Raw genomic sequence first — 26,573 nt, 5'->3', positions numbered from 1 at the left:
CATGGCTTTTGGAACCCAGGACGACACTGACGAGGTGATGAACGAGATCAACATGACGCCGCTGGTCGATGTCATGCTGGTGTTGCTGATCATCTTCATCATCACCGTGCCGGTCATGAAGCATTCCGTCAACATCGACCTGCCGCGCGCCAGCAACCAGCAGGAACTTGTCAAGCCGGAAACGGTTCGGCTGAGCGTGGATGCCGATGGCAGTTATTTCATCAACGACACCAAAATTGCCGACGACGAACTGGCGCCCCGCCTGCAGGCTGCGGCAGCGCAGAATCCGCAACCCGACCTGCACATTCGCGGCGACAAGGCGGTGCGCTACGAGCGCGTGGCGCAGGCCATGGCAGCGGCGCAGCAGGCCGGCTTGCGCAAGATCGGCTTCATCACCGAACCGAAGAACTGAGACACGCCCCATGCGCAAAGACTCCTTCCCGCTTGAGCCACAAAACGTCATCACGGCCAACCCTGCTTCTGCTTCTGAGCCCAACCGGCCAGCCACCGGCACGCGCTCCGGCTGCGTGGACAGCACCGATCTGTTGCGGGGTGAAAAAACCGTGGAGATCAGCCACAACGGCTCGACCTACCGCCTGCAAGCCACCCGCCTGGGCAAGCTGATCCTGACCAAATAAACCCGCCGCACGCAACATACTTCATTCACCAGTTTCATCGTGGGACGATCAGGGCCAAAAGCCCCAAGGTCGTTTTTGCCAGCAACGGGCCTTCAAGGGCCGAATAGCCAGGCTTTTTTTACCCGCGTACGCTGCAGAGAGTGATGCGGCCTCCAGGGCACAAGATACAAAGAGCAACTAACGTAAAAAAGCCGACGCAAGCGTCGGCTTTTTTGTTCTACAGGCCCGCAGCGGTGCGGCCACTGGCGCGATTACAGGCCGATAGCGGCAATACCGGCGCGGGCAACCTGCGCATCTTCGGTGGATTTCACGCCGCTGACGCCGACCGCACCGATGCACTCGCCGTCCTTGAGGATAGGCACGCCGCCTTCAAGCATGCCCTGAATGTAGGGCGCTGACAAAAAGGACGTGCGGCCGCCGTTGATGACGTCTTCATAGACCTTGCTCTCGCGGCGGCCCATGACGGCGGTGTTGGCCTTGGCGGGCGCGATGTGCGCTGAAAGGGGTGCGGCACCGTCGAGACGCTGCAAGTGCAGCAAATGACCGCCGTCATCAACGATGGCGATGGTCACGGCCCAGTTGTTCTTCAGCGCTTCGGCCTCAGCGGCAGCGGCGATGGTCTTGATGTCGGATTGTTCGAGCACTGATTTTGTTTTCATGTTGTTTTCTTTCTGGAGTGGATTGAGAGGAGGGCCTAGCATACGCAAATTTAAAAGCCTTTCGCGCAACCATTGCCTGTAAATTGACTTATAGAACCCATACAAATAGTAGGAGCTGGCAAGCGCCGCTGGCTTGAAAAAATGGGCTTGACCCCTAAAATAGAACTGTTGCCCGCCTTCGCGGGCTCTATGGAGAAGAAATCATGTCTGACAACGTTCAACGCTTCGGTTATGCCGACCTGGCGAATTCTGCCGCACAGCGCAACAAGGTCATGCGCAATACTTACTGGTTGCTGGCCCTGAGCCTGTTGCCCACAGTGGCTGGCGCCTGGCTGGGCGTGGCCACCGGCATTACGCAGGCGCTGAGCGGCGGGCTGGGCCTGATCGTCTTTCTGGGCGGCGCCTTCGGCTTCATGTACGCCATCGAAAAGACCAAGAATTCGGCGGCCGGCGTGCCGGTGCTGCTGGGTTTCACCTTCTTTATGGGCTTGATGCTGTCGCGCATGATCGGCATGATTCTGGGCTTCAGCAACGGCGCGCAACTGATCATGACGGCGATGGGCGGCACGGCTGGCGTGTTTTTTGTCATGGCCACACTGGCCAGCGTCATCAAACGTGACATTTCGGGCATGGGCAAATGGCTGTTTGTCGGCGCTTTGGTCGTGATGGTGGGCTCCATCGTCAACATCTTTGTCGGCTCGACCGCCGGCATGATGGCGATTTCGGTGGCAGTGATCGGCATTTTCAGCGCCTACATGCTGTATGACCTGAAGCAGATTCTGGACGGCGGTGAAACCAACTACATCAGCGCCACGCTGCGTCTTTACCTCGACCTGTTCAACGTGTTCCAGGCCTTGCTGGCCCTGCTCGGCATCATGGGCGGCGAACGCGATTAAGGGCGCTGCAACGCAATAAAAAAGGGCCTTCGTGGCCCTTTTTTCATGTCTGTACGCCTCTACTGCGCGTTCAGACAATCCGCTCAAACACCGCCATCGACTCGACATGCGCCGTGTGCGGGAACATGTTGACCACGCCCGCCGACGTGCAGCGGTAAGCGCCGCTTTCGACCAGCACACCCGCATCGCGCGCCAGCGTGGCCGGGTTGCAGCTGACGTACACAATGCGCCGGGGCAGCGTCCAGCCGTTCAGCGCCAGGCTTTGCTGGTGAATGCCATCATCGCACGGGATGCCGGTCACGATCTGCTGGTGCAGCGCGGCCAACGACTTGAACAGCTCGAACGCGCCTTCGCGTGGCGGATCGACCAGCCATTTTTCGGCGGCACCGTCCCGCACCAGCATGGCGGGCGTCATTTCAAACAGGTTGCGCGCTACAAATTTGGTAGCTGCTAGAACACGCCGGACATGCGATGCAGGCTTGTTTCTTTCATAATTCTGGCGGGAACGGGCGACCAGCACCTCGCTGCCCTCAATGCCCAGCACTTCACGCGCCTGCGTGGCAAGCGGCAGCGTGAAATTACCCAGGCCGCAAAACCAGTCAATCACCCGCTCGTTGGGCTGCACATCGAGCAGGCGCAGCGAACGCGACACCAGCACCTGGTTGATGTGCGGATTGACCTGGGTGAAATCGGTCGGCTTGAAGGGCATAGTGATACCGAACTCGGGCAGGCCGTAGTTCAACTCCTGCACCGCGTCGTCCAGCAGTTTGACCGTATCCAGCCCGCCGGACTGAACCCACCACTGCAACCCCGGATTGACCGCCGCAAAGGCGCGCAGACGGGCCAGGTCGGCCTCGCTGAGCGGCTCCATGTGCCGCAGCACCAGGGCGGTCAATGCGTCGCCGCAAGCCACTTCGATTTGCGGAACGGTTTCACGGGCGTCCATGCTGCTGATCAGTCCGCGCAGTGGCACCAGCATGTCGCTGACATGCTTGGGCACGACATGGCATTCGGTCATGTCGGCCACATAGCCGCTTTTGCGTTCATGAAAACCCACCAGCACCGTGCCTTTCTTGCGCACATAACGCACCGACAGACGGGCACGGTAGCGGTAATGCCAGGCCGGCCCTTCAATCGGCCTGAGCAGGTTGTCGGCCTTGACCTTGCCGATAAAGCGCAGGTTGTCTTCCAGCACCCGCTGCTTGACGGCGACCTGCGCGCCGATGTGCAGGTGCTGCATCTTGCAGCCGCCACAAGCGCCGGTGTGCATGCCGAAGTTCGGGCAAACCGGGCGCACGCGCTGCGACGACTCGTGGTGAATCGCCATCAGCGTGGCTTTTTCAAAGCTGCTTTTCTTGCGGTACACGTTGGCGGTCACCACCTCGAAAGGCAGCGCGCCTTCAATGAACACGACCTTGCCGTCGGCGCGGTGGGCGATGCCCTGCGCCTCGATGTCGAGCGACTCGATGGTGAGCAGGTCAAGCGGATACTCGTGCGGCGCAACCGGCGGCTGTTTCTGGGTTTCTTCGATCATTTCCATGGGTTTCAGGCGCAGCGCCTGCCTTCTTGTGGGCCGCAGCGGGCCTGATTTGTAAAACCGTCACCCCATTAAAAAAGGAGCCCGGCCAGCGCAGGACTCCTTGCTCACCTCCGCAGTGGAGGTTTAGCGGGGGGGCAGGTATCTGGCCGGATCAACCGGCTTGCCCTGACGGCGAATTTCAAAGTGCAGCTTGACTTTTTCGGAGTCGCTGTTGCCCATTTCGGCAATTTTCTGGCCCTTCTTGACGGTCTGGTCTTCTTTTACCAGCAGCGTCTTGTTGTGCGCATAGGCGGTCAGGAAGGTGTTGTTGTGCTTCAGGATGATCAGGTTGCCGTAGCCGCGCAGGCCGGCTCCGGAATACACCACCCGGCCATCGGCTGAAGCCACGATGGCATCACCGGTTTTGCCGGAAATATCAAGGCCTTTGTTCTTGGCTTCGTCAAAGCCGGCCACCAGCGTGCCTTGGGCGGGCCAGATCCAGCCCACGTCTTCGTCGCTGCCCGAGGCCTGCGGCGGCGGCACGCTAGTGGGCGCAGCAGCTCCTGGCCGTGCGGCAGCAGATGAACCGGGCGTCACGGGCCGCGCCATCACCTGGCCGTTGTCGCTGCCAGGCGGCACGACCCTGAGCACCTGTCCGACTTCGATCAGGTTCGGATTTTCAAGCGCGTTCCAACGGGCAATGTCGCGCCAGTTCTGGCCATTTTCCAGACCGATGCGCATCATGGTGTCGCCGGGCTTGACCGTGTAATAACCGGGTTTTCCGGCATTTTCGGCACCGGGCAACAGCTTGGCCACATCGCCCGGCGACGTGCGGGACACGCCACGGTCTTCGACGGGCGGCTTGTTCATTGAAGAACTGCAGCCGACCGCCAGCAACACGGCTGCAGCCAGCGCGCAAGGCATCGCCAGCCGGGAAGTCCAGTGGGTGCGGTCGTTGGAGGCTGAAACAGCAACGGGTTGCATGCTGTGAAGCCATGTGCTTTTACTCATTGATTCTTTCATCTTTCATCTTTGACGGATACGAGGGCGAAAAGTAGCAAGCGCCAGCTCAGCCGACGCCTGATTTTAAAGGGACAAAGTGAACCGCCTCCAGTAAAGTCTGGCGAATCCCCTGCGCGGTCTTGTCAATGACCACCAGCGCCTGCGCGCCACTGGCATCCTGCAGCGGCGCCACCAGCCGCCCGCCCACCGCCAACTGCTCAATCCAGGCCGGCGGAATGGCCTCGCCGGATGCCGCTGCAATGATCGCGGCATACGGCGCGCCCTTGGCAAAACCATCCATGCCGTCACCCAACAGCAGATGCACATTGACCAGGCGCAGGCTGCGCAAATTCTCGCGCGCCTTGTCATGCAGGCTGCGCAGCCGCTCCATGCTGTAGACCTCGGTCGCCAGATGGCTGAGCAAGGCGGCCTGATAACCGCAGCCAGTGCCGATTTCAAGCACCCGCCCGAGCTGGCCGCTGGCGTCCACCCGACCGTGCTGCAGCAGCTCCAGCATGCGCGCCACCACATTCGGTTTGGAGATGGTCTGGCCAAAACCAATCGGCAGGCTGGTGTCTTCGTAGGCCATATTGGCAAAGGCAGTGTCGACGAAATGATGGCGCTCGACGGCCCGCATGGCGGCCAGCACGGACGCATCCAGCACGCCCTGCTCGGCCAGCCGGCGCACCATGCGTGCGCGCACTGCCGAATCCAGGCCCAAGCCATCCGAAACGCCGCCCTGAAATAGCTTTTTCAGATCATTTTGGCCTGAAGCGCTTGCAGTGCTTGCGGCAGCAGCTACTGATTTAATAGCAAATTGATGACTTTTGTCAGAATTGAGTTGCGCCGGAAATGCACCGCGCGACCCGGCTGAAGGCACCTTTCCGGCAGCGTCAAAAGGCCAGTTTGACGGGGGTGTCATGTAAATATTCTTTTCAGTGCCTGTGGGTCAGCCTGGCAGCTGTTTGCGCCCAGTACGGCAGCCGGTCGTGGTCTGTCAAATCGACCTGCAGCGGCGTGATGGAGACAAAGCCCTGCGTGGTGGCATGAAAATCGGTGCCCTCGCCGGCTTCCTTGGCTGGCCCGGCGCCGCCAATCCAGTACATGGTTTCGCCGCGCGGGCTGGTCTGCATGATGACACGCTCGGCAGAATGGCGGCGGCCCAGTCGGCACACCTTGAAACCCTGCAATTGGTCTGCCGGCAGGTTGGGGATATTCACGTTCAGCAGCCAGGGTGGAATCGTCGACTGCGCGCCTTCGGCCACCGCCTCCAGCGAAGGCATCAGCTGCTGCACCAGGTTGCGCGCCTGCTGCGCCGCCACGTCGATGCAGCCCCAGCCTTTTTCGGTCTGGGAAAACGCAATCGCCGGAATGCCGAACAGGTAAGCCTCCATTGCCGCGCCCACGGTGCCCGAATAAATCGTGTCGTCGCCCATGTTGGCGCCGTTGTTGATGCCTGACACCACCAAATCAGGCCGGTAACCGAGCAGACCGGTCAGCGCAATATGCACGCAGTCGGCGGGCGTGCCGCTGATGTACCGAAAACCGTTGGCCGCCGTTTGCACATACATCGGCGAATGCAGCGTCAGGGCGTTCGATTTGGCACTGTTGTTCTGCTCGGGGGCCACCACCTCGACATCGGCAATATCTTTGAGCGCTTCGTAGAGGGCAACAATGCCGCTGGCTTGGTAACCGTCGTCGTTACAAATCAAAATTTTCATGCCTTGATTCTAAGGTCACGACTGCGACAGAAAGCGCGGGTTTGCCGGGGTGCCGGGCCGGCAGCTTTGCCTATGATGCATCGGTTGAATCCATTTCACCCGGCTGACCGGCATTCTGCCCGGCACCTGCTGTTCCTACCATTCGGAGACCTCCCATGCATGCCTGGCTTTGTGAAAACCCCACCGGCGTTGACGCCTTGAGCTGGCAAGAACTGCCCACGCCCGCGCCCAAGGCGGGTGAAGTGCTGATCGAAATCAAGGCCGCCAGCCTGAACTTTCCCGACCTGCTGATCGTGCAGAACAAGTACCAGATGAAGCCGCCGCTGCCGTTTGTGCCCGGCTCCGAATATGCCGGCGTGGTGCAGGCGGTGGGCGAAGGTGTGACGCATTTGCAGGTCGGCCAGCCTGTCGCCTGCCTGTCGGGCACGGGCGGCTTTGCCACGCATACCCTTGCACCGGCCGCGCAGTGCATGCCCTTGCCGCCCGGTTTTCCGTTTGTCGATGCCGCCGCCTTCATCATGATTTACGCTACCTCGCACCACGCGCTGGTCGACCGGGCGCAGCTCAAAGCCGGTGAAACCGTGCTGGTGCTGGGCGCGGCTGGCGGCGTGGGCACGTCGGCCATCCAGATTGCCAAGGCGCTGGGTGCGCGCGTCATCGCCGCTGCGTCGACCGACGAAAAATGCGAACTTTGCCGCTCGATTGGCGCTGACGACACCATCAACTACAGCACGCAAGACCTGCGCGAAGCCCTCAAGACGCTGACCGGCGGCAAAGGCCCGGACGTGATCTATGACCCGGTCGGCGGCGACCTGGCCGAACCGGCCTTTCGCTCGATTGCCTGGCGCGGCCGCTATCTGGTGGTGGGGTTTGCCGCCGGCACTATCCCTGCCCTGCCGCTGAACCTGACGCTGCTCAAGGGCGCGTCTATCGTCGGCGTGTTCTGGGGCGGCTTTGCCAAAAATGAACCCAAGGCCAACGCAGCCGCGATGGCCGAGCTGGCCCAGTGGTATGCGCAAGGCAAGATCAAGCCGGTCATTGACCGCACCATGCCGATGGCCGAACTCAAGGCCGCGTATGCCCACATGGGCTCGCGCGGCGTCAAGGGCAAACTGGTGATGGTGAACTGACCCCGCCACAACGCGGCGCTTGCCTGGCGGCATTCAAGGCGAACGTTCAGCCCCGCGCCGGGTTGGCCGAGAAGTGTTTGAGGTAACGGCTGGGCAAATCGCCAATGCGCATCATCATCGGCAAATCGGCTGAATTGAAGTCCGGATCCCACGCCGGCGCACCCAGCACCTTGGCGCCCAGCCGCAGATAGCCCTTGATCAGTGCTGGCGGTTCGACCACCAGCGAATCATCCAGCTGCTCGACCGGCAGCGCCAGGCGCGGCGTGACGCGGTATTCGATGTCTGCCAGATGCGTCTGCCGGAGCTGACGCCAGATGCTGGCGGCGGCGTGCCCGCCGAGCACGCCGTTGTACTGCATCGGAATGCTGGCGCAGCCGATCATGATGTCCAGCTGGTTGCGCCCCATGAACTCGGCCAGCGCACCCCACAGCGCCAGAATCACGCCGCCATGCCGGTGGTCGGCATGCACGCAACTGCGGCCCAGCTCGACCATGCGCTCGCGCAGGCCGCGCAAGCGCACCAAATCAAATTCAGTATCGCTGTAAGTGCTGCCCACGCGTTTGGCCTGCGTCGGCGTCAGCACCCGGTAGGTGCCAATCACCTGTTGGCTGGCTGCGTCGCGCACCAGCAGGTGTTCGCAGTAGTCATCAAACAGGTCAATGTCGTGGCCGGGCAAAGCTTGACTCAGCGTGGCGCCCATTTCCAGCGCAAACACCTGAAACCTCAGTCGCTGCGCTTCGCGAACCTCGTCCTGATGGCGGGCCCAGCTGACCGAGATTTTCCCCACCGGCACTGCAACGCCTGAAGCCGGCTTTGCAAAGGCTGGAGCGCGCGCAGGAGGTGATCGATGAAGTAACCTCCGTGGCATAGCGGCGGGCGCAAATGCAAAGGTCGGTGTGGGCAATTCTTTCATGGCGAAATCCTTGTGTTCCAGCGCATTCATAAGCCAATGGGTCTGATCAACGACCCACCAATCGCATACCGGCTTCTCCGTGCGCTGCATTGCGCCGGGTGGAAGCGTTCACGGCAACCGTCAGCCCCTCCAGCCAGGGCCGTGTGCCGGCCTTGAACCGCAGGCCACCGGGGCTGCTGGCCATGGCGTGTGCGGTACAGCGAAGAATGCGCAGGCGCTGCTTGTCCAGTTCGTGAAGGATGGCGCTGGCGGCGTTGCCAGCAAATTTTCCGGGTTCCCCGGCGAGGTTCAGATTCAAAGCCATTGCGTACTCCATCAAGTGGTCATGACGGAATTTTGAACACCGGGGGTGACGCAGGCGTGTCAGTTCAAAGGCAATTGTGTGACAGCAGGCAGCCTTTTTCCGACCGCGAAAACGCTATTAAATCAGGAGCTGCTTGCCCCCGCTGGCTGTGCGCAAGCAGCCTGTTTGACGTATAAAACCGGAATTTCCGGCTACAGCGCGCGCTGGTTGACGCGTTTTGACAGCGCTTCGGCGCTTTCACGGCGTTCGCTGTAACGGTCTACCAGATACGGCGACACATCGCGCGTCAGCAGCGTGAACTTGACCAGTTCTTCCATCACATCGACCACCCGGTCGTAATAGCTTGATGGTTTCATCCGCCCGGCCTCGTCAAACTCCAGAAAAGCCTTGGCGACCGATGACTGGTTGGGAATCGTCAGCATGCGCATCCAGCGGCCCAGCACGCGCAGCTGGTTGACGGCGTTGAAGGACTGCGAGCCGCCCGATACCTGCATCACCGCCAGCGTCTTGCTCTGCGTCGGCCGCACCGCGCCATCGGCCAGCGGAATCCAGTCGATCTGCGCTTTCATGACGCCCGTCATGGCGCCGTGGCGTTCGGGCGAGGTCCAGACCATGCCCTCGGCCCATTGCGCGAGTTGCCGCAGTTCCTGAACCTTGGGATGCGTATCAAGCGCATCGTCGGGCAGCGGCAGGCCGTGCGGATCGAAAGTGCGGGTGTCGCAGCCCATTGCCTGCAGCAACCGGGCCGCTTCTTCGCTGAGCAGCCGGCTGTAAGCGCGTTCGCGCACCGAGCCGTAAAGCAGCAGGATGCGCGGCGCATGCGTGCTGGGGGCTTGCGGCTGCAAACTGGCGCGGGTCAGCGCGTCAAACACGGCGGCGTCGATGTTCGGCAGATCCTGGAGGAAAGGTTTATCGACCGGCAACGCGCGCTCCCTGTTCGTTGACCCGCACTTCGCCCTCTTCCTTGCTGAAAGCGGCCCGCTGCGGCAGCGGCAGGATATCCAGCACCGCGTCCGATGGACGGCACAGCCGCGCACCCAGCGGCGTCACCACGATGGGCCGGTTGATCAGGATGGGATGGGCCAGCATGGCATCGACCAGCGCGTCGTCGCCAAGGGCCGGGTTGTCCAGCGCGAGTTCTTCATACAGCGCTTCCTTGCGCCGCATCATGTCGCGCACCGGAACGGCCATGTGCGCGATCAGGGCCACCAGCGTTTCGCGTGTGGGCGGCGTTTGCAGGTACTCGATGACTTCGGGTTCAACGCCCGTGTTGCGGATCAGCGCCAGCACATTGCGTGAGGTGCCGCACTTCGGGTTGTGATAAATCGTGATGCCGGAGCCGGGAGTGACTGCTGAATCGGACATGAAGATAACTCCTGATTAAAAAAATTGAATCGAAAAAGTAGAAACCCTTCAACGTTTCAATTATATTTGAACTATGGAAACAACAACCCCTACTCAATTACCATCGCTGGACGAATCTGCCGCCGTCAAGGCGCTGGCCGCGCTGGCGCAGGCGCAACGACTGCGCGTTTTCCGGGCGCTGGTGGTCGCCGGCCCCGACGGGCTGACGCCGGGCGTGATGGCCGAGCAACTGGCCGTAGCCCCCAGCGCGCTGTCGTTTCACCTCAAGGAACTCGCCCATTCAGGCCTGGTCAGCAGCGAGCCGCGCGGCCGCAACCTGATCTACCGCGCCGACATCGGCCAGATGAACGCCCTGCTCGCCTACCTGACCGAGCATTGCTGCGAAGGCAAGGCTTGCGGCGTTGTTGCGGCGGCTGTTTGCTGATATTCATGGCCATTTTGGCCGCTTGCGCAATGCCAGCGGGCGCTAATAGCTATTTTTTTAATAGCGAAATTTTCATCCAGTAAACACGTGGCTCCTTCTGATGCCGCCTTGATGCCGTCCAGAAGCCAACCGCAAGATTGATCACAACCGCCCCGAAATGCTCACTGCCCTGCTTATTTTTATCGCGACCCTGATCCTTGTCATCTGGCAGCCACGCGGCCTCGGAATTGGCTGGAGCGCGACGCTCGGGGCGGTGCTTGCGCTGCTGACGGGTGGGGTGCAGGTCGGCGACATTCCGACGGTATGGCACATCGTCTGGAATGCCACCGCAACTTTTATCGCCATCATCATCATCAGCCTGCTGCTCGACGAGGCCGGTTTTTTTGAGTGGGCTGCGCTACATGTGGTGCGCTGGGGCCAAGGAAACGGGCGGCGGCTGTTTGCACTGATCGTGCTGCTGGGCGCAGCGGTGTCGGCCTTGTTTGCCAATGACGGCGCGGCGCTGATCCTCACGCCCATCGTGATGTCCGTGTTGCTGGCCCTGGGTTTCAGCCCCGGAGCGACGCTGGCGTTTGTGATGGCGGCGGGGTTCATTGCCGACACCGCCAGCCTGCCGCTGGTGGTGTCCAACCTGGTCAACATTGTTTCCGCCGATTTTTTCAACATCGGCTTTAACCGCTACGCCTCGGTGATGGTGTGGGTGAACCTGGCCGCAGTGGGCGCCAGCCTGGGCATGCTGATGCTGTACTTTTGGCGCAGCATTCCGGCGCGCTACGACATGGCGCATGTCAAACCGCCGCAGGACGCCATCCGCGACAGCGCCACCTTCAAGGCCGGCTGGGTCGTGCTGGCGCTGCTGCTGGTCGGCTTTTTTGGGCTGGAGCCGCTGGGCGTGCCGGTTAGCGCGACAGCAGCGGCCTGCGCGTTGCTGCTGCTCGGGGTGGCGGGGCGTAGCCACCAGATCAACACCCGAAAAGTGATGCGTGGTGCGCCTTGGGAAATCGTGGTTTTTTCGCTTGGCATGTACCTGGTGGTCTATGGCCTGCGCAACGCCGGCCTGACGGGCGAAGTCGCTTCGCTGCTGAACCTGTTTGCGCAGGGCGGCGTCTGGGGTGCGGCTTTTGGCACCGGCTTTGTGGCGGCGCTGCTGTCATCGGTCATGAACAACTTGCCAGCCGTGCTGGTGGGCGCCCTGTCCATTGACGCCAGCCAGGCCACCGGCGTGGTGAAGGAAGCGATGGTCTATGCCAACGTGATTGGCAGCGACCTGGGCCCCAAAATCACGCCCATTGGCTCTCTAGCCACCCTGCTGTGGCTGCATGTGCTGGCGCGCAAGGGCATCAAAATTGGCTGGGGCTACTACTTTAAGGTCGGCATCGTGCTGACGGTTCCGGTGCTGTCGGTGGCGCTGGCAGCACTGGCGCTGCGCCTGACGCTGGGGTGACGCAGCCTTATTTCGGCTGGTAAATGATCAGCCCCATACCGGCGAGGCTCAGCGCCACGCCGGCCACGTCCCAGGCGGTTGGGCGCACGCCGTCCACCGCCCACAGCCACGCCAGCGCGACGCTGATGTACACCCCGCCATAAGCGGCATACACCCGGCCGGCGGCGGCTTCGTGCAGCGTCAGCAGCCAGGCGAACAGCGCCAGGCTGAACGCCGCCGGCACCAAGAGCCAGATGGACGCCTGCTTGTTCAGCCACAGATAAGGCAGGTAGCAACCCACAATCTCGGCCAGCGCGGTCGCCAGGAACAGGAAAAAGGTTTTCACGCGTCAGCGCAGGATCAGCACCGGCACCTCGCTGAGCCGCAGCAGCGTGGTCGTCGTGCTGCCAACAATCCACTGGCGGATACGCGAATGGCCATAAGCGCCCATCACCAGCAGCGACGCGCCCTGCGCCTTGACGAAAGCGGGCAGCACGTCTTCGGGCTCGCCGGGCAGCAAGGCCACTGACGCTTCAAAGCCTGCCGCTGTCAGCGCAAGCCGGGCTTCTTCGAGCTGCTGGTGCGCCTGCGCGGCGTCGGTGCCCGCCATCGCCACGATCACCGGGAGGCCCTTGAGCATCGGGCTGCGCGCCACGGTTTCGACGGTGGTGCGCGATGTCGGGCTGCCGTCAAAAGCGATGACGACCCGCGTGGGCGGCGCAAAGGGCGCGCCCGTCGCCACCAGCACCGGGCATTTCACCGAACGGATCACGCCCTCGACATGGTGGTCGAAGTGAATTTTTGACGCGTCGCTGGCACGGTAATGCTGGCCCAGCACGAACAGGCGCGCGTCCGGCTCCACTTCCAGCACGTTGTCGAGCAGTTCGCCATGGCGCAAGCGCCCCTCGACCGACGCCACGCCGGCCGCCGTGGCGCGCGCCTGGGCATCGTCCAGCATGCGTTTGCCCGCTTGCAGCGCCACCTTGGCACGCTGGACATCGAGCACGCTCAGCTCTGCAAGCAGCATCTCTTGCGCACCCATCCCGATGGCGCCGCTGAAGTCGGCGAACTGCGGGCGGTCGGTGCGCTCCAGCACATGCAGCAGATCGAGCGGCAACGCCAGCTGCTTTGCCGACCAGGCGGCCCAGTCGATCACGCAAGCCGTGCTGGCCAGGCCGTCAATGCAGGCATAAACCTTTTTCATGGGAAGCTCCTTTTTGTCAAGTAGATGCAAATAATGCCGTCAGTGCATGAGATTTTCAACCGCACCGGGTTTGTCGTGAACCGCAAAGCGGTCCATCATTGTCGTGCTGGCTTCATCAAGTCCCAGCACTTCCACCTCAGCGCCTTCGCGCTTGAACTTGAGCACCACCTTGTCCAGCGCGCCGACCGCCGTGATGTCCCAGAAGTGGGCACGACTCACGTCGATGATTACCTTTTGCACCGCTTCCCTGAAATCAAAACTGTTGATGAAGCTCTCTGACGAGGCAAAAAACACCTGTCCTACCACACGGTAGGTGCGCAGGCGGCCCTCGGCATCCAGGCTGCGGTCGATGCGCAGCACCTTGCCGACCTTGTACGCAAAAAAGAGGCTTGAGAGCAGCACGCCGGCCAGCACGCCCTTGGCCAGGTCATGCGTGGCCACGGTGATGACGACGGTCGCAATCATCACCAGGCTTGAGCTGGGCGGATGCTGGCGCAGGTTGCGGATCGAATCCCAGCTGAAGGTGCCGATGCTGACCATGACCATCACCGCCACCAGCGCCGCCATCGGAATCTGCTTGACCCACGGGCCCAAAAACACGATCAGTACCAGCAGCCCAATGCCTGCCACCAGCGTCGACAGCCGCCCGCGCCCACCTGACTTCACGTTGATCACCGACTGGCCAATCATGGCGCAGCCGGCCATGCCGCCAATGAAACCGGTGGCAATGTTGGCCACGCCCTGCCCGACGCATTCGCGGTTCTTGTTGCTGGGGGTGTCGGTCAGCTCGTCAACAATCGAAGCGGTCATCATCGACTCCAGCAAGCCGACCACCGCCAGCGTGGCGGCATACGGCAAGATGATCTGGAGCGTTTCCAGCGTCAAAGGCACATCGGGCAGCAAAAAAATCGGCAGGCTGTCGGGCAACTGGCCCATGTCGCCCACGGTGCGAATGTCCAGCTTGAACAGCATCGCCACGCCGGTCAGCACGACGATGGTGACCAGCGGCGACGGCACCGCCCGGGTGATGTACGGAAAGCCGTAAATGATGGCCAGCCCCGCCGCTGTCATTGCATAGACCACCCAGCTGACATTGGTCAGCTCGGGCAACTGCGCCATAAAAATCAGGATGGCCAGCGCATTGACAAAGCCGGTGATGACCGAACGCGAGACAAAACGCATCAGCCCGCCCAGCTTGAGCAGCCCGGCCACGATTTGCAGCACGCCGGTCAGCACGGTAGCCGCCAGCAAATATTGCAAGCCATGCTGCTTGACCAGCAGCACCATCACCAGCGCCATGGCACCGGTGGCGGCCGAGATCATGCCCGGACGGCCGCCGGTAAAAGCAATGATGACGGCGATGCTGAACGACGCGTACAAGCCGACCTTCGGGTCGACCCCGGCAATGATGGAAAAGGCGATGGCCTCGGGAATCAAGGCCAGCGCAACCACCAAGCCGGCCAGCAAATCGCCCCGGATGTTGGAAAACCAGTCTTGGCGCAGGGATGAATAAATTGTTTTCAAGGGATTAAGACAGCGCCCCGCGTGACCGGGCAGCCGTGAGTCAAGGGGAAAAATGGGAAATCGGTCAGAACCGCAGCAAAGTGGTCTGATCCGGCGAGGCATCAAGGCGCATGGCACCCAAGGCGACGGCTCAGGGCGGTGTGACCGAGCAAAAGTAACCGCGTGGCAACGCGCTGCCCGGGAAGGAAACCCGGAAAGTGGAGAGCGCGTTCAGAACGATTTGCATGTCCGGATTTTAGCCAGCGGTGTTTCGTCCGCCATTTCTTGGCGCGAACAGGCAACCCCCCGCTGAAAACCAGTGCGACGACGCATAAACAGGTGTTTTTATGAAAAAACTGCCTCTAGCGCAATGCCAGCGTGCGCTGGCAGCTATTTTTTTAATAGCAAATCTTCATTCAGCGCAGGCCTTGCAAGCTCAACCTGAAGCCGGCAACAACAACCGCCGCCCTTACCCCAGCCATTTGTGAAAAAACTGTGCCTGTCCCATCGCCGGGTCGAGCTGGTAGCCGGCAAAACCGACGCGTTCATAGAGGCGGATGGCGCTGGCGTTGCCGGCAAGCACTTCGAGCGTCAGCTTGCACGCGCCGCGCTCCTGGGCGATTTGCTCGACCAGCGCCAGCATCTGCTCGGCCACCCGCTGACCCCGAAAGCCAGCCAGCACCGCCACATCGTGAACATTCACCAAGGGTCGGCAGGCAAAGGTTGAAAAGCCTTCGATGCAGTTGATCAGGCCAACCGGCTGCTCGCCTGCAAACGCCAGCACGCTGAACGCCTGCGGGCGCGCGGCCAGCGCTTTGGCCAGGTTGGCTTTGGCAAAGGCGCTGAGCGCTTCGCCGCCCCCGGCGGGGTCTTGGGCGTAGGCGTCGAGCAGCTGCACGAGGGCGTCGGCATGAACCGGGTTGTGGTAGTCGGCTCGGCAGAGGCGCAGATCAAGAGGGCAAGCTGGGTTCACGGGGCGTTTTCCGGAAAAGATAAAAAAGCGCTCATTCTAGGAAAGGCGCGCAGCTGCCCGCGCTGCCGCCGGCCAAACCCAAGTCTTTACGGGACATTTACCGGTCTCTTTCATGCCCTATACCTGCCATCCGGAGCTTGCAGTGATAATTCCCGCACGACGGTTGAAGGCGGGTTAGCCGCCCGAAAAAGCTGCAACCCGGCTTCCTTCAGCCTTGCCGTTGACGCCACGCGCCAAGCAACAAAAAAACCACAGGCACGCCCTCGTGGCGGGCAACAAGGACAGGTCATGGACCCGAAAGCCGAAACGCCGCACGCCGGCCCCGATGCAATTCCCCGCAAACACTTGAGCCGCCGCAGCCGCGTGGTGGGCGGCCTGCTGGCGCTGCTGATTCTGGGTGGCACTGGCTGGCTGACCTGGCACCTGACGCACCCGGATGCGTCAAAAGCCGCACCGGGCGCTGCAGGCGGGCGACGCGGCCCGGTGGCCACCACTGTTGGCGTGGCGACCGCTGAAAGCAGCAGCCTCCCCGTCATCCTGGAAGCGCTGGGCACGGTGACACCGCAGTCGACGGTAAAAGTCAGGCCGCAGGTCTCGGGCGTGATGGAAAAAGTCTTGTTCAAGGAAGGCCAGGTCGTGCGTGCCGGCGACCTGCTGGCCACCATTGACGCCCGCCCATTCGAGCTGGCGCTGATGCAGGCCAGCGGCCAGCGCCAGCGTGATGAGGCGCAGCTGGCCAGCGCCCGCGTCACCTTGGCGCGCTTCAAGACGTTGCTCGGGCAGGACTCGATTGCGCGTCAGGAGGTCGACACCCAGGCCGCGCTGGTCAAGCAGCTTGAAGGCACGGTGGTGATTGACAAGGCCAGCGAAGGCACGGCCAAACTGAACCTGGGCTATGCCCGCGTCGTGGCACCCATCAGTGGCCGCGTCGGTTTGCGCACGGTCGATGTCGGCAACGTGGTCAGCAGCAGCGACGCCAACGGCATCGTCCTGATCACCCAGATCAGCCCGGTGGATGTGGTGTTTGCCGTGCCGCAGGACATGGCCGGCGAATTACAGCAGTCAGCCGTGGCCGGCAAAACCATGCAGGTCACCGCACTCGACCGCACCCGCTCCAGCGTGCTGGAAAGCGGCGTGTTTTCATCGCTCGACAACCAAGTGGACACCACCACCGGCACGGTCAAGGCCAAGGCGCGTTTTGCCAACAGCAAGCTGGCGCTGTTTCCCAGCCAGTTCGTCAACGTCCAGCTACAGCTCAGAACCATTGAAAACGCCGTGACCGTGCCCGTGGCAGCGATGCGGCGCGGCAATGAAGGCGATTTTGTCTATGTGCTGAACGCCGCCGAGCGCACCGTCAGTTTGCGTCCGGTCAAGCGCGGTCAGGCGACCGCCGACAAGATTCAGGTGACTTCCGGCCTGAAAGCCGGCGAACAAGTGATTACCGAAGGCGCTGACCGGCTCAAAGATGGTGCGCCCGTGGTGCTGCAGGGCGATGCGCCTGCCGGCCCGCGCGGTGCGGCGTCAGGCGGCAAACGCCAGCGCCCCGGCGGCCCCAAGCCGGGCGCTTCGGCCCCGGCTGGCGCTGAAACCGCCACCGCCGAATTACCGGCTGACGGCGCTTCCAGCCCGCAACGCCGCCGCGCTTCGCAAGCCGAGGGCGCATGACGCCCCCCGCGCTCGCCGGCGAGCCCGGCGCGTCACCCGGCACGTCACCCGACACCTCTTTCGCCCTTGACCCTTTCGGCGCGGCGCAAGAACGCTCCACCGCCAGCCCGTCGCGCCCGTTTATCCAGCGCCCGGTCGCCACTGCGTTGCTGATGGTCGCCATCGTGCTGGCGGGTCTGGTGGGCTTCAAGTTTTTGCCGCTGTCCGCCTTGCCTCAGGTCGATTACCCGACCATTCAGGTGCAAACGCTCTACCCCGGTGCCAGCCCCGAAGTCATGGCGCAAACCGTCACTGCGCCGCTGGAACGCCAGTTCGGCCAGATGGCTGGACTGAGCCGCATGAGTTCGACCAGCGCCTCCGGCGTGTCCATCGTCACGCTGCAGTTTGGCCTCGGGCTGGCGCTGGATGTCGCCGAGCAGCAAGTGCAGGCCGCCATCAATGCCGGCGGTTCGCTGTTGCCCGCCGACCTGCCCGCACCGCCGGTGTATGCCAAGGTCAACCCGGCCGATGCGCCAGTGCTGACACTGGCCATCACCTCCGACACGCTGCCGCTGACCGAGGTGCAAAACATCGTCAACACCCGGCTGGCGCTGAAAATCAGCCAGGTCAATGGCGTCGGGCTGGTGGCGCTCAGTGGCGGCCAGCGGCCTGCCGTGCGCATTCAGGCCGACACGCGGGCGCTGGCGTCTTACGGACTGGCGCTCGATGCGCTGCGCACAGCCATCAGCGCAGCCAATGCCAACGGGGCCAAAGGCAGCATTGACGGCCCGACGCGCTCGTATTCGATCAATTCCAACGACCAGTTGCTGGCTGCCGAAGACTATAAAAACCTGATCATTGCCTACCGCAACGGCGCGGCCGTGCGCGTGTCAGACGTGGCCAAAGTCGTCGAAGGCGCTGAAAACACGCAGCTGGGCGCGTGGGCCAGCATCGAATGCACGCCGGATGCCGCGAAAGCATCCACCCAGGACAACGACTGCATCGGTACGCCCGGCAAACGGCTGGTGCCCGCCATCATCCTGAACGTCCAACGCCAGCCCGGTGCCAACGTGATTGCCACGGTCGACGCCATCAAGGCGCGGCTGCCCGAGTTGCAGGCCGGCCTGCCGACACAAATGCGCGTTGATGTGCTGAGCGACCGCACCACCGGCATTCGCGCCTCGGTGCTGCATGTCGAGATTGAGTTGCTGCTGGCGGTGCTGATGGTGGTGCTGGTGATTTTTGCGTTTTTGCACAATGTGCGCGCCACCGTGATTGCCAGCCTGGCCGTGCCGATTTCGCTCATCGGCACCTGCGGCGCGATGTATTTGCTCGGCTACAGCCTGAACAACCTGAGCCTGATGGCGCTGACAATTGCCACCGGCTTCGTGGTCGATGACGCCATCGTGATGATTGAAAACATCGCGCGCTACATCGAAGAAGGCGAAACGCCCATGCTGGCCGCGCTCAAGGGCGCAAAGCAAATCGGCTTCACGATTATTTCGCTCACGGTGTCGCTGATTGCCGTGCTGATTCCGCTGCTGTTCATGGGCGACGTGGTGGGCCGGCTGTTCCGCGAATTTGCCGTCACGCTGGCGATCACGATTTTGATTTCCGCCGTGGTGTCGCTGACGCTCGTTCCCATGATGTCAGCAAGATGGCTAAAGCCTGAACCCGTGAATGAAACGCCGGACAAGCCGGTCGGACGGATGCAGCGCTTTTTCGACAACGTCATCGTTCGCTACGACCACGGCTTGACCTGGGTGCTCAGGCATCAGGGCGCAACGCTGCTGGTGGCGCTGGCCACGCTGGTGCTGACCGTGCTGCTCTACATCGTGATTCCGAAGGGCCTGTTTCCCACGCAGGACACCGGCCAGTTGCAAGCCCGCATCGAAACCGCGCAGTCGGTGTCATATGCCCGCATGGCCGAGTTGCAGCAGGCAGCGGCCCGCGAAATTTTGCAAGACCCGGACGTGGACACGCTGAGTTCCTTCATCGGCGTGGATGCGGCCAACAACACCATGCTGCACACCGGCCGCATGCTGATCAACCTCAAGCGCACGCGCAGCAGCAGCCAGCCGGAGACGATGGAGCGACTGCGCCAGCGCGCCAGCCAGGTCGCGGGCGTCACGCTGTATTTGCAGCCGACGCAGGATTTGACGATTGATGCCGAAACCGGCCCGACGCAGTTCCGCGTGTCAATGGAAGGCGCAGACAACGCCACCGTTGTGCAATGGGCCACCAAACTGGCCGCGCAAATGGCCCAATCGGCCAGCCTGCGCAACGTGGTGTCGGACGCCGACGCCAAGGGGTCGGGCGCGTACATTTCGGTCGACCGCGACACCGCGTCGCGCCTGGCCATCAGCACCGCGTCGATTGACGACGCGCTCTACAGCGCCTTTGGCCAGCGCATTGTGTCCACCATCTTTACCGAAACCAACCAGTACCGCGTGATTCTGGAAGCCCTGCCCGACCCGCTGGCCACCACGGCTTCGCTGGGCAACCTGCCGCTGAAAACCGGCGCAGGCACGACCACGCCGCTTTCGTCGATTGCCACCATCACCGAGCAGGCCGCGCCGCTGCAAATCACCCACGTCGCGCAGTACCCGGCCACCACGCTGGGCTTTGACACGGCCCCGAGTGTGTCGCTGGGCAAGGCGGTGGACGAGATCAAGCAAGCCGCCAAAGACATCGCCCTGCCGGCCAGCGTGAGCTTGACGTTCCTGGGCGCGGCTGGGGCGTACCAAGCGTCGCTGTCAAGCCAGTTGTGGCTGATTCTGGCGGCGGTGATTTGCGTGTACATCGTGCTGGGCGTGCTGTATGAAAGCTATGTCCATCCGATGACGATTCTCTCGACGCTGCCGTCGGCGGGCGTGGGTGCGCTGTTGATGCTGATGCTGAGCGGCTCGGACTTGGGCGTGATTGGCATCATCGGCATTATTCTCTTGATCGGCATCGTGAAAAAGAACGCGATCATGATGATCGACTTTGCGATTGACGCCGAGCGCAATGAAGGCAAGTCGGCGCAGGAGGCGATTCACCAGGCGGCGCTGCTGCGCTTTCGGCCAATTTTGATGACGACGCTGGCGGCGCTGTTTGCAGCCGTGCCGTTGATGCTGGGTTTTGGCGAAGGGGCAGAGTTGCGGCGGCCGCTGGGGTTGGCTATTTTTGGTGGCTTGATCGTGAGCCAGGTGTTGACGCTGTTCACGACGCCGGTGATTTATCTGGCGTTTGACCGGCTGGGGCAGCGGTTTGGGCGGAAGGAGCGGGGTTGATGCTTCTTTTTTATGCTTTTTCTGGGGGTTGTGCTTGTCCTGCTTGTGCGGGTAGCTATTTAATTAGTAGCGAGTTGGGTGCGTTGGATTTGACTTGGCTTGGCGTAGATTTGGGCCTTGGTTTTTTCTGCGTTGGCTGGCTGGCCGGGGGTGGCCCGGCGGCCAGTAACTTTCTTTTGCTTCGCCAAAAGAAAGTCACCAAAGAAAAGGCGACCCGGCTGTCTGGGTCCCTGCGCTTCGCTTCGGGCAACCTGCGCTGCCCCGCAAAAACGGGGGTCGGCGCAAACTCGCTGCACTTCGTTCCGCTCAAACAGCACGCCGCCCTGATCCCGTTTTTGCAGGTCATCACAGGCCCAGACAGAACGGGACTGGCGGGGAATAGAAGTCAAACAGCCAAGCCACCAAACACCAACCGCGCCACCGCCACCGCCACCGCCACCGCCACCGCCACCGCCACCGCCACCGCCACCGCCAAAGATACTACTAATTCGATAGCTGTTTGCGCATACATGGCGTGGACCAGCAGCACTTTTCATGCGAAAACGCCCGTTCTCGCATCCGAATCCGTTCCAGCTCCCGCTCCCGCCATTCCCGTTCTGTCTGGGCCTTTGAGCGTCGGGAAAAACGGGATCAGGGCCGCGCGCTGTTTGAGCCGTAGGCGAGTTTGCGCGGACCCCCGTTTTTCGGGGTGCTCAAAGGTTGCCCGTAGCGAAGCGCAGGGTCCCAGACAGCCGGGTCGCCTTTCTTTTGCTCACTTTTCTTTGGCGAAGCAAAGAAAAGTGAGTTGCCGCCGGGCAACCCCCGGCCAGCCAGCCAAAGCCAAGAACCCAAAAGGCCGATACAGCAAAAGGGCCAAGCCATGAACCTGTCCGAACCCTTCGTCAGGCGCCCCATCGCAACCGTCCTGCTGACCATCGCCATCGCCCTGGCCGGCATCGGTGCTTTCTTCGTCCTGCCCGTATCCCCCCTGCCCCAGGTCGACTTCCCGGTCATCTCGGTCAGCGCCTCGCTGCCCGGTGCCAGCCCCAGCACCATGGCCAGCAGCGTCGCCACGCCGCTCGAAAGGCGCTTGGGCGTGATCGCCGGCGTCAACGAAATGACCTCCAACAGCGGCAGCGGCTCGACCCGCATCAGCCTGCAGTTCGACCTGAACCGCAAAATCGATTCAGCCGCCCGAGAAGTCCAGGCCGCCATCAACGCCTCGCGCGCCGACCTGCCCGCCAGCCTGCGCAGCAACCCGACCTACCGCAAGGCCAACCCGGCCGCGTCGCCCGTCATCATCCTGGCGCTGACCTCCAAAACCCGCTCGCCCGGCCAGATTTACGACGAAGTGTCCAATCTGGTGCAGCAAAAAATCGCCCAGGTGCCCGGCGTGGGCGATGTGGAACTGGGCGGCGGCTCGCTGCCCGCTGTGCGCGTCGAGTTGTTGCCGTTTGCCCTGAACCGCTACGGCGTCAGCATGGAAGACGTGCGCGCTGCGCTGCAGGCCTCCAACGCCAACCGGCCCCGTGGCGCGATTGAAGGCAACGGCAAGCGGCTGCAGATTTACGCCACCGGCAACACCGCCTCAGGCGGGCTGCGCGCGGCGGATTACAAAGGCCTGGTGATTGCCTGGCGCAACAACGCAGCCATCCGCCTCAGCGATGTTGCCGATGTCAAAGACGGCGTGGAAAACACCAACACGCTGGGCCTGTTCAACGGCCAGCCGGCGGTCGTCGTGCTGGTCAGGCGCCAGCCCGACGCGAACGTGATTGCCACGGTCGATGCCGTACGGGCGCTGCTGCCCGAGCTGCAGGCGCAGTTGCCGCAGGATGTACAGCTTCAGGTGGCGTCTGACAGTACCAACTCCATTCGCGCCTCGCTGCATGAAATCGAGGTGACGCTGCTCATTTCGATTGCGCTGGTTGTGCTCGTCGTCAGCGCGTTTTTACGCAATGTCCGCGCCACCTTTATTCCGGCTGTGGCCACGGTGGTCTCGCTGCTGGGGACGTTCGGCGTGATGTATTTGATGGGTTTTAGCCTGAACAACCTGAGCCTGATGGCGCTCACGGTAGCGACCGGCTTTGTGGTGGACGACGCCATCGTCGTGCTGGAAAACACCAGCCGCCACATCGAAGCCGGCATGGACCGCTTCAAGGCCGCGCTGCTGGGCGCGCGCGAAGTCGGTTTCACTGTCCTGTCGATCAGCCTGTCGCTGGTGGCGGTGTTTATTCCGCTGCTGTTCATGGGCGGGCAAACCGGCCGGCTGTTCCGCGAATTTGCCGTCACGCTGTCGGCGGCGGTGCTGATTTCACTGGTGATTTCGCTCACCACCACGCCCATGATGTGCGCCTGGCTGCTCAAGCCGCATGCCGCCACGAAACCGCCCGGCCGCATCGCACGCGGATTTGAAAACGGCTTTAACCGGGTTCTGCGGGTCTATGAGGTTTCACTCGACTGGGCGCTGGGCAGCAAACTTATCGTCATGCTGGTTTTGCTGGCCGTGATTGGCCTGAACGCTTATCTGTACGTGGCTTCGCCGAAAGGCTTTTTTCCGCAGCAAGACACCGGCCAGATCAGGGGCGGGCTGCGCGCTGACCAGAGCATTTCGTTTCAGGCGATGCAAACCAAGCTCAAGCAACTGGTCGACATCATCCGCGCTGATCCGGCGGTCGATACCGTGGTGGGGTTCACCGGCGGTTCGCGCGCGGGCGGTGGCTTCATGTTCGTCAACCTCAAGCCGGTCGGGCAACGCACCGAGGGCGGCCAGGCCGTGATTGCGCGGCTGCGACCCAAACTGGCGCAAGTCACCGGCGTCAGCCTGTTTCTGAATCCGGTGCAGGACTTGCGCGGCGGCGGGCGGCAAAGCAATTCCACCTATCAATACACGCTGAAAAGCGACAACGACGCCGACCTGAAAAAATGGGCTACGCGCCTGGCCGACCAGATGAAAACGTCTGCGGCGCTGACTGACGTGGACACCGACCAGCAGGAAAACGGCGTGGAAACCATGGTCACGGTGGACAAGGAAAGCGCGGCGCGGCTGGGCATCAGCTCGCGCGATGTCGACAACGCGCTGTACAACGCCTTTGGCCAGCGCCAGGTCGCCACCATTTACGGTGAACAAAACCAGTACCACGTCATCATGCAGGTGGCCCAGCGCTACATCAGCAGCCCGGAAGCGCTGAAAGACATTTATGTGCCGGCCAAAAAAGCCGCCAGCACCGGCACGACCGGCACCGCCACGACCTCCACCGTGGTCAACCCGGGCCTGCGTGATGCGTCATCGGGCCAGACGCTGAGCGTGTCCAGCACCACGATGGTGCCGCTGTCGGCCATCGCCCGCTTTACCGAAAACACCACTGCCGCGTCCATCAGCCATGAAGACGGCGAACTCTCGACCACCATTTCCTACAACCTGGCGGATAGCAGCACGCTCAGCGATGCGCAGGCGGTGGTGAAGGAGTCAGAGGCCGCCATTGGCCTGCCCAACAATGTACGCGGCAGTTTTTCGGGTACGGCGCTCAGTGCGCAGCAGTCGCAAAATGAACAGCCGCTGCTAATTCTGGCGGCGCTGGTGGTGATTTATATCGTGCTGGGCATTCTGTACGAAAGCCTGATTCATCCGCTGACGGTGCTTTCGACGCTGCCTTCAGCCGGCGTGGGGGCGTTGCTGGCGCTGCTGCTGTTCAAGATGGATTTTTCCATCATCGCGCTGATCGGCATTTTTCTGCTGATTGGCATCGTCAAGAAAAACGCGATCTTGATCATCGACTTTGCGCTGGATGCCGAACGCGCGCGCGGCTTGAGCGCCGTGGAAGCGGTGCGCGAAGCCTGCCTGCTGCGGTTTCGCCCGATTTTGATGACCACGCTGGCCGCCATGCTGGGCGCGCTGCCACTGGCCATCGGTTTTGGCGAAGGCGCCGAGCTGCGCCGCCCGCTGGGCATCACCATCATTGGCGGCCTGCTGGTCAGCCAGGTGCTCACGCTGCTGACCACACCCGTGGTGTATGTGCTGCTCGACAAGCTGCGCCGCCGCAGCCCGTCAGAGCGCCACCTGAGCCGCCACCCCCATGACCCGGCAGACGCGCCGCCCGCAGCGCGTCTGCTGCCATCGCAATAAGGCACGCCATGCAACCGAAAACGCATTTTTATCCCGCCCGGCAGCCTTTCATGCTGGCCGCCCTGCTGGCCTTGCTACTCAGCGGCTGCGCCGTCGGGCCCGACTACCAGCGCCCGTCCACGCCGGACATCAGCACCTTTAAGGAGGCCGAGGGCTGGGTGCCCGCCGCCCCCGCCGATACTTTGGCGCGCGGCCCGTGGTGGTCATTGTTCGGCGATCCGGTGCTCGACCAGCTGGCCGCGCGGGTCGAGGTGTCGAACCAGAACGTCGCCGCCGCCGTCGGCGCTTATGCCCAGGCACGCGCACTGGTGCGTGAACAGCGGGCGTCCCTGTTTCCCTCCGTCACGCTGAACGGCGGTGCCAACCGCTCGCACAGCAGTTCGGGCAGCAACGCCACCAGCAGCAGCGGCGGGCGCACTGGCAACAACTTCAGCGCCAGCATCGGCGCGAGTTGGGAGCCCGATGTCTGGGGCCGACTGGGCCGCGCGGTGGACAGCGCCTCGGCCAGCGCCCAAGCCAGCGCGGCGGACCTGGCGTCGGCCCGGCTGTCGGCGCAGGGCGAACTGGCCGTCAACTACCTCACGCTGCGCCAGGTCGATGCGCAACAAGCGCTGCTGCAAACCACGCTGACCGGCTACCGGCGCACGCTGGAGATCACGCAAAACCGCTACGCCGCCGGCATTGTCGCCAAAACCGACGTGCTGCAATCGCAAACCCAACTGGCCAATGCCCAGGCTGACGACGCCGGGCTGGTGCGCCAGCGCGCGCAGCTGGAACACGCCATTGCCGTGCTGGTGGGCGAAGCGCCGGGCAATTTCTCGCTGGCCCGTGCCGCGTGGAATCCGTCAGTGCCTGACGTGCCGGTCGGCGTTCCGTCCACCTTGCTCCAGCGCCGCCCCGACATTGCCGCCGCCGAACGCCGCGTGGCCGTGGCCAACGAACAAATCGGTATTGCGAGAAGCGCCTATTACCCCAGTTTGCCGCTGGGCGCGTCGTACGGATTCGGCGCGAGCCGGCTGGCCGACCTGTTCAGCGCGTCCACCAGCGTCTGGTCGATTGGCTTGTCGGCGGCACAAACCCTGTTCAATGCCGGCGCGACCACCGCCCGCGTCGAAGGCAGCGAAGCCGCGCATGCGCAGGCCGTGGCCCGTTACCGGCAAACCGTGTTGACCGCGTTTCAGGGCGTGGAAGACCAATTGGCCGCCACGCGCGTGCTGCTGGCCCAGCAAGACTTGCGCCGTCAGGCGTCACAAGCCGCTGACCAGGTCGAGCAGCAAGTGCTCAACCGCTACCGCAGCGGCCAGGTCAGCTACACCGAAGTGATTACCGCCCAAGCCACAGCCCTGAGCGCCCGCCGCGCGCTGGTGCAAGCGATGGCCGACCGGCAAACCACGGCAGTGGCGCTAATCCAGTCGCTGGGCTGCGGCTGGCAAGCGGGGCAATAAAGCGGGTGGCGGGTGGCACGTCACGTTGAATGCGGCTGGAGCGGGCTGAGCGTATTGCTATGCTTTAAATAGCTGCTTGCGCCCGCAGCTGTTGCACCAGCGGCCTGTTTGATGCATAAAACCTGTGTTATGCCGGTCTGGGCGAACCTGGCACCCTGCCATGCCGCGCTGAAACGCACTTTCAACCGCCGCATTGTTGACCTGGATCAGCATGGCCCTGAGTCGAATAGGGGATAGTGCATGGAACCAAGGAAGTGACCGCCATGAAACTGCTGATTGATTTGTTTTCTACCGACTATGGCCTGATGAGCATCATCGGTATTTTCTTCATGATGGGCATGGGCGTGTTCTTTCTTCGCCTGTTCATGGGCAAGATGAAGCACGACCCGACCGCACCACGCAAATAAGCCACCCGCGCGCCTCGAATATCGTC

Annotated in this window: 25 protein-coding genes; 11 read left to right on the top strand and 14 right to left on the bottom strand. The window is 62.5% G+C overall.

Features of this window, described 5'->3' with window-relative positions; genetic code table 11:
- The first annotated feature begins 1 nt into the window (after position 1).
- Positions 2 to 412, top strand: a complete 411-nt coding sequence (locus RCH06_RS03560) for an ExbD/TolR family protein (RefSeq protein ID WP_327080049.1) — start codon at positions 2 to 4, stop codon at positions 410 to 412.
- Between the two features lie 10 nt (positions 413 to 422).
- Positions 423 to 638, top strand: a complete 216-nt coding sequence (hemP, locus tag RCH06_RS03555) for a hemin uptake protein HemP (RefSeq protein WP_327080048.1) — start codon at positions 423 to 425, stop codon at positions 636 to 638.
- Between the two features lie 251 nt (positions 639 to 889).
- Here hemP and RCH06_RS03550 read toward each other — a convergent pair whose 3' ends face one another.
- The gene (locus tag RCH06_RS03550; RefSeq protein WP_327080047.1) at positions 890 to 1,297 is read right to left on the bottom strand and encodes a GlcG/HbpS family heme-binding protein; all 408 of its coding nucleotides are present in this window, start codon (positions 1,295 to 1,297) and stop codon (positions 890 to 892) included.
- Positions 1,298 to 1,500: 203 nt separating this feature from the next.
- Here RCH06_RS03550 and RCH06_RS03545 point away from each other — a divergent pair, with 203 nt between their 5' ends.
- Entirely contained in the window at positions 1,501 to 2,193 is a 693-nt protein-coding gene (locus RCH06_RS03545; protein WP_327080046.1) for a Bax inhibitor-1/YccA family protein, read from the top strand.
- 70 nt (positions 2,194 to 2,263) lie between these two features.
- Here the strand turns inward: RCH06_RS03545 and rlmD are convergent, their stop codons facing one another.
- From rlmD to surE, 4 genes are all read right to left on the bottom strand, one after another.
- Positions 2,264 to 3,727, bottom strand: coding sequence for a 23S rRNA (uracil(1939)-C(5))-methyltransferase RlmD (gene rlmD / locus RCH06_RS03540; protein WP_327080147.1), 1,464 nt, complete (start codon positions 3,725 to 3,727; stop codon positions 2,264 to 2,266).
- Between the two features lie 129 nt (positions 3,728 to 3,856).
- Complete coding sequence (locus RCH06_RS03535) at positions 3,857 to 4,636, bottom strand: peptidoglycan DD-metalloendopeptidase family protein (protein ID WP_327080146.1); 780 nt, start codon at positions 4,634 to 4,636, stop codon at positions 3,857 to 3,859.
- A 145-nt stretch (positions 4,637 to 4,781) separates the two neighbouring features.
- A complete protein-coding gene (locus tag RCH06_RS03530; protein WP_327080045.1) occupies positions 4,782 to 5,636 on the bottom strand; it encodes a protein-L-isoaspartate(D-aspartate) O-methyltransferase in 855 nt (284 codons plus the stop codon).
- A 13-nt stretch (positions 5,637 to 5,649) separates the two neighbouring features.
- The gene (gene surE / locus RCH06_RS03525) at positions 5,650 to 6,435 is read right to left on the bottom strand and encodes a 5'/3'-nucleotidase SurE (RefSeq protein ID WP_327080044.1); all 786 of its coding nucleotides are present in this window, start codon (positions 6,433 to 6,435) and stop codon (positions 5,650 to 5,652) included.
- 155 nt (positions 6,436 to 6,590) lie between these two features.
- On the opposite strand from surE, the gene RCH06_RS03520 reads away from it, so the two are divergent.
- On the top strand, positions 6,591 to 7,565 hold the full coding sequence (locus tag RCH06_RS03520) for an NADPH:quinone oxidoreductase family protein (protein ID WP_327080043.1): 975 nt from the start codon (positions 6,591 to 6,593) through the stop codon (positions 7,563 to 7,565).
- 46 nt (positions 7,566 to 7,611) lie between these two features.
- Here the strand turns inward: RCH06_RS03520 and RCH06_RS03515 are convergent, their stop codons facing one another.
- The 4 genes from RCH06_RS03515 to arsC all read right to left on the bottom strand — a co-directional run bounded on the left by RCH06_RS03515 (position 7,612) and on the right by arsC (position 10,147).
- A complete protein-coding gene (locus RCH06_RS03515) occupies positions 7,612 to 8,478 on the bottom strand; it encodes a GNAT family N-acetyltransferase (protein WP_327080042.1) in 867 nt (288 codons plus the stop codon).
- A 46-nt stretch (positions 8,479 to 8,524) separates the two neighbouring features.
- Positions 8,525 to 8,782, bottom strand: coding sequence for a hypothetical protein (locus RCH06_RS03510; protein ID WP_327080041.1), 258 nt, complete (start codon positions 8,780 to 8,782; stop codon positions 8,525 to 8,527).
- Between the two features lie 191 nt (positions 8,783 to 8,973).
- Entirely contained in the window at positions 8,974 to 9,705 is a 732-nt protein-coding gene (arsH, locus tag RCH06_RS03505; protein ID WP_327080040.1) for an arsenical resistance protein ArsH, read from the bottom strand.
- A complete protein-coding gene (arsC, locus tag RCH06_RS03500; protein ID WP_327080039.1) occupies positions 9,692 to 10,147 on the bottom strand; it encodes an arsenate reductase (glutaredoxin) in 456 nt (151 codons plus the stop codon). The genes arsH and arsC overlap by 14 nt, the downstream gene beginning before the upstream one ends.
- 73 nt (positions 10,148 to 10,220) lie before the next feature.
- Here arsC and RCH06_RS03495 point away from each other — a divergent pair, with 73 nt between their 5' ends.
- Together RCH06_RS03495 and RCH06_RS03490 are read left to right on the top strand one after the other, a co-directional pair.
- The gene (locus tag RCH06_RS03495) at positions 10,221 to 10,571 is read left to right on the top strand and encodes an ArsR/SmtB family transcription factor (RefSeq protein ID WP_327080038.1); all 351 of its coding nucleotides are present in this window, start codon (positions 10,221 to 10,223) and stop codon (positions 10,569 to 10,571) included.
- 157 nt (positions 10,572 to 10,728) lie between these two features.
- Positions 10,729 to 12,015, top strand: a complete 1,287-nt coding sequence (locus RCH06_RS03490; protein ID WP_327080037.1) for an arsenic transporter — start codon at positions 10,729 to 10,731, stop codon at positions 12,013 to 12,015.
- Positions 12,016 to 12,022: 7 nt separating this feature from the next.
- On the opposite strand, the gene RCH06_RS03485 is transcribed toward RCH06_RS03490, so the two are convergent.
- The 4 genes from RCH06_RS03485 to RCH06_RS03470 form a co-directional block, all read right to left on the bottom strand.
- On the bottom strand, positions 12,023 to 12,340 hold the full coding sequence (locus RCH06_RS03485; protein WP_327080036.1) for a YnfA family protein: 318 nt from the start codon (positions 12,338 to 12,340) through the stop codon (positions 12,023 to 12,025).
- Positions 12,341 to 12,343: 3 nt separating this feature from the next.
- Positions 12,344 to 13,198, bottom strand: coding sequence for a universal stress protein (locus tag RCH06_RS03480; RefSeq protein WP_327080035.1), 855 nt, complete (start codon positions 13,196 to 13,198; stop codon positions 12,344 to 12,346).
- A 39-nt stretch (positions 13,199 to 13,237) separates the two neighbouring features.
- Positions 13,238 to 14,713 carry a SulP family inorganic anion transporter gene (locus RCH06_RS03475; RefSeq protein ID WP_327080145.1) on the bottom strand — a complete coding sequence of 492 codons (1,476 nt, stop codon included), beginning with the start codon at positions 14,711 to 14,713 and terminating at the stop codon, positions 13,238 to 13,240.
- A 457-nt stretch (positions 14,714 to 15,170) separates the two neighbouring features.
- On the bottom strand, positions 15,171 to 15,674 hold the full coding sequence (locus RCH06_RS03470; RefSeq protein ID WP_327080034.1) for a GNAT family N-acetyltransferase: 504 nt from the start codon (positions 15,672 to 15,674) through the stop codon (positions 15,171 to 15,173).
- A gap of 288 nt (positions 15,675 to 15,962) precedes the next feature.
- Here RCH06_RS03470 and RCH06_RS03465 point away from each other — a divergent pair, with 288 nt between their 5' ends.
- Both RCH06_RS03465 and RCH06_RS03460 read left to right on the top strand, forming a co-directional pair.
- Positions 15,963 to 17,339, top strand: coding sequence for an efflux RND transporter periplasmic adaptor subunit (locus RCH06_RS03465; protein ID WP_327080033.1), 1,377 nt, complete (start codon positions 15,963 to 15,965; stop codon positions 17,337 to 17,339).
- Positions 17,340 to 17,491: 152 nt separating this feature from the next.
- A complete protein-coding gene (locus RCH06_RS03460) occupies positions 17,492 to 20,593 on the top strand; it encodes an efflux RND transporter permease subunit (RefSeq protein ID WP_442799587.1) in 3,102 nt (1,033 codons plus the stop codon).
- 385 nt (positions 20,594 to 20,978) lie between these two features.
- On the opposite strand, the gene RCH06_RS03455 is transcribed toward RCH06_RS03460, so the two are convergent.
- Entirely contained in the window at positions 20,979 to 21,104 is a 126-nt protein-coding gene (locus tag RCH06_RS03455; protein ID WP_327080031.1) for a hypothetical protein, read from the bottom strand.
- A 348-nt stretch (positions 21,105 to 21,452) separates the two neighbouring features.
- Between RCH06_RS03455 and RCH06_RS03450 the strand changes: the two genes are divergently transcribed.
- From RCH06_RS03450 to RCH06_RS03440, 3 genes are all read left to right on the top strand, one after another.
- Positions 21,453 to 24,695: an efflux RND transporter permease subunit gene (locus tag RCH06_RS03450; RefSeq protein ID WP_327080030.1), complete on the top strand. Its 3,243-nt coding sequence runs from the start codon at positions 21,453 to 21,455 to the stop codon at positions 24,693 to 24,695.
- Between the two features lie 8 nt (positions 24,696 to 24,703).
- Complete coding sequence (locus RCH06_RS03445) at positions 24,704 to 26,140, top strand: efflux transporter outer membrane subunit (protein ID WP_327080029.1); 1,437 nt, start codon at positions 24,704 to 24,706, stop codon at positions 26,138 to 26,140.
- Between the two features lie 263 nt (positions 26,141 to 26,403).
- Positions 26,404 to 26,547, top strand: coding sequence for a DUF3149 domain-containing protein (locus RCH06_RS03440; RefSeq protein WP_327080028.1), 144 nt, complete (start codon positions 26,404 to 26,406; stop codon positions 26,545 to 26,547).
- Positions 26,548 to 26,573: the final 26 nt, after the last annotated feature.

Source organism: Polaromonas sp. CG_9.5 (genome assembly GCF_035984465.1).
Lineage (GTDB): Bacteria > Pseudomonadota > Gammaproteobacteria > Burkholderiales > Burkholderiaceae_C > Polaromonas.
Note: the sequence above shows the minus strand (reverse complement) of the source record. Positions and strands in the feature narration are given on the sequence as shown.

Bases quoted from the DNA above. Each gene is read 5' to 3' on its own strand.
- RCH06_RS03550 (WP_327080047.1), bottom strand. From the start codon at position 1,297: ATGAAAACAAAATCAGTGCTCGAACAATCCGACATCAAGACCATCGCC.
- RCH06_RS03510 (WP_327080041.1), bottom strand. From the start codon at position 8,782: ATGGCTTTGAATCTGAACCTCGCCGGGGAACCCGGAAAATTTGCTGGC.
- RCH06_RS03495 (WP_327080038.1), top strand. From the start codon at position 10,221: ATGGAAACAACAACCCCTACTCAATTACCATCGCTGGACGAATCTGCC.
- RCH06_RS03480 (WP_327080035.1), bottom strand. From the start codon at position 13,198: ATGAAAAAGGTTTATGCCTGCATTGACGGCCTGGCCAGCACGGCTTGC.
- RCH06_RS03490 (WP_327080037.1), top strand. From the start codon at position 10,729: ATGCTCACTGCCCTGCTTATTTTTATCGCGACCCTGATCCTTGTCATC.
- RCH06_RS03520 (WP_327080043.1), top strand. From the start codon at position 6,591: ATGCATGCCTGGCTTTGTGAAAACCCCACCGGCGTTGACGCCTTGAGC.
- RCH06_RS03445 (WP_327080029.1), top strand. From the start codon at position 24,704: ATGCAACCGAAAACGCATTTTTATCCCGCCCGGCAGCCTTTCATGCTG.
- surE (WP_327080044.1), bottom strand. From the start codon at position 6,435: ATGAAAATTTTGATTTGTAACGACGACGGTTACCAAGCCAGCGGCATT.
- RCH06_RS03545 (WP_327080046.1), top strand. From the start codon at position 1,501: ATGTCTGACAACGTTCAACGCTTCGGTTATGCCGACCTGGCGAATTCT.
- arsC (WP_327080039.1), bottom strand. From the start codon at position 10,147: ATGTCCGATTCAGCAGTCACTCCCGGCTCCGGCATCACGATTTATCAC.
- hemP (WP_327080048.1), top strand. From the start codon at position 423: ATGCGCAAAGACTCCTTCCCGCTTGAGCCACAAAACGTCATCACGGCC.
- RCH06_RS03535 (WP_327080146.1), bottom strand. From the start codon at position 4,636: ATGCCTTGCGCGCTGGCTGCAGCCGTGTTGCTGGCGGTCGGCTGCAGT.
- RCH06_RS03455 (WP_327080031.1), bottom strand. From the start codon at position 21,104: ATGTATGCGCAAACAGCTATCGAATTAGTAGTATCTTTGGCGGTGGCG.
- RCH06_RS03560 (WP_327080049.1), top strand. From the start codon at position 2: ATGGCTTTTGGAACCCAGGACGACACTGACGAGGTGATGAACGAGATC.
- rlmD (WP_327080147.1), bottom strand. From the start codon at position 3,727: ATGATCGAAGAAACCCAGAAACAGCCGCCGGTTGCGCCGCACGAGTAT.
- RCH06_RS03465 (WP_327080033.1), top strand. From the start codon at position 15,963: ATGGACCCGAAAGCCGAAACGCCGCACGCCGGCCCCGATGCAATTCCC.
- RCH06_RS03515 (WP_327080042.1), bottom strand. From the start codon at position 8,478: ATGAAAGAATTGCCCACACCGACCTTTGCATTTGCGCCCGCCGCTATG.
- RCH06_RS03440 (WP_327080028.1), top strand. From the start codon at position 26,404: ATGAAACTGCTGATTGATTTGTTTTCTACCGACTATGGCCTGATGAGC.
- RCH06_RS03450 (WP_327080030.1), top strand. From the start codon at position 21,453: ATGAACCTGTCCGAACCCTTCGTCAGGCGCCCCATCGCAACCGTCCTG.
- RCH06_RS03530 (WP_327080045.1), bottom strand. From the start codon at position 5,636: ATGACACCCCCGTCAAACTGGCCTTTTGACGCTGCCGGAAAGGTGCCT.
- RCH06_RS03460 (WP_442799587.1), top strand. From the start codon at position 17,492: ATGGTCGCCATCGTGCTGGCGGGTCTGGTGGGCTTCAAGTTTTTGCCG.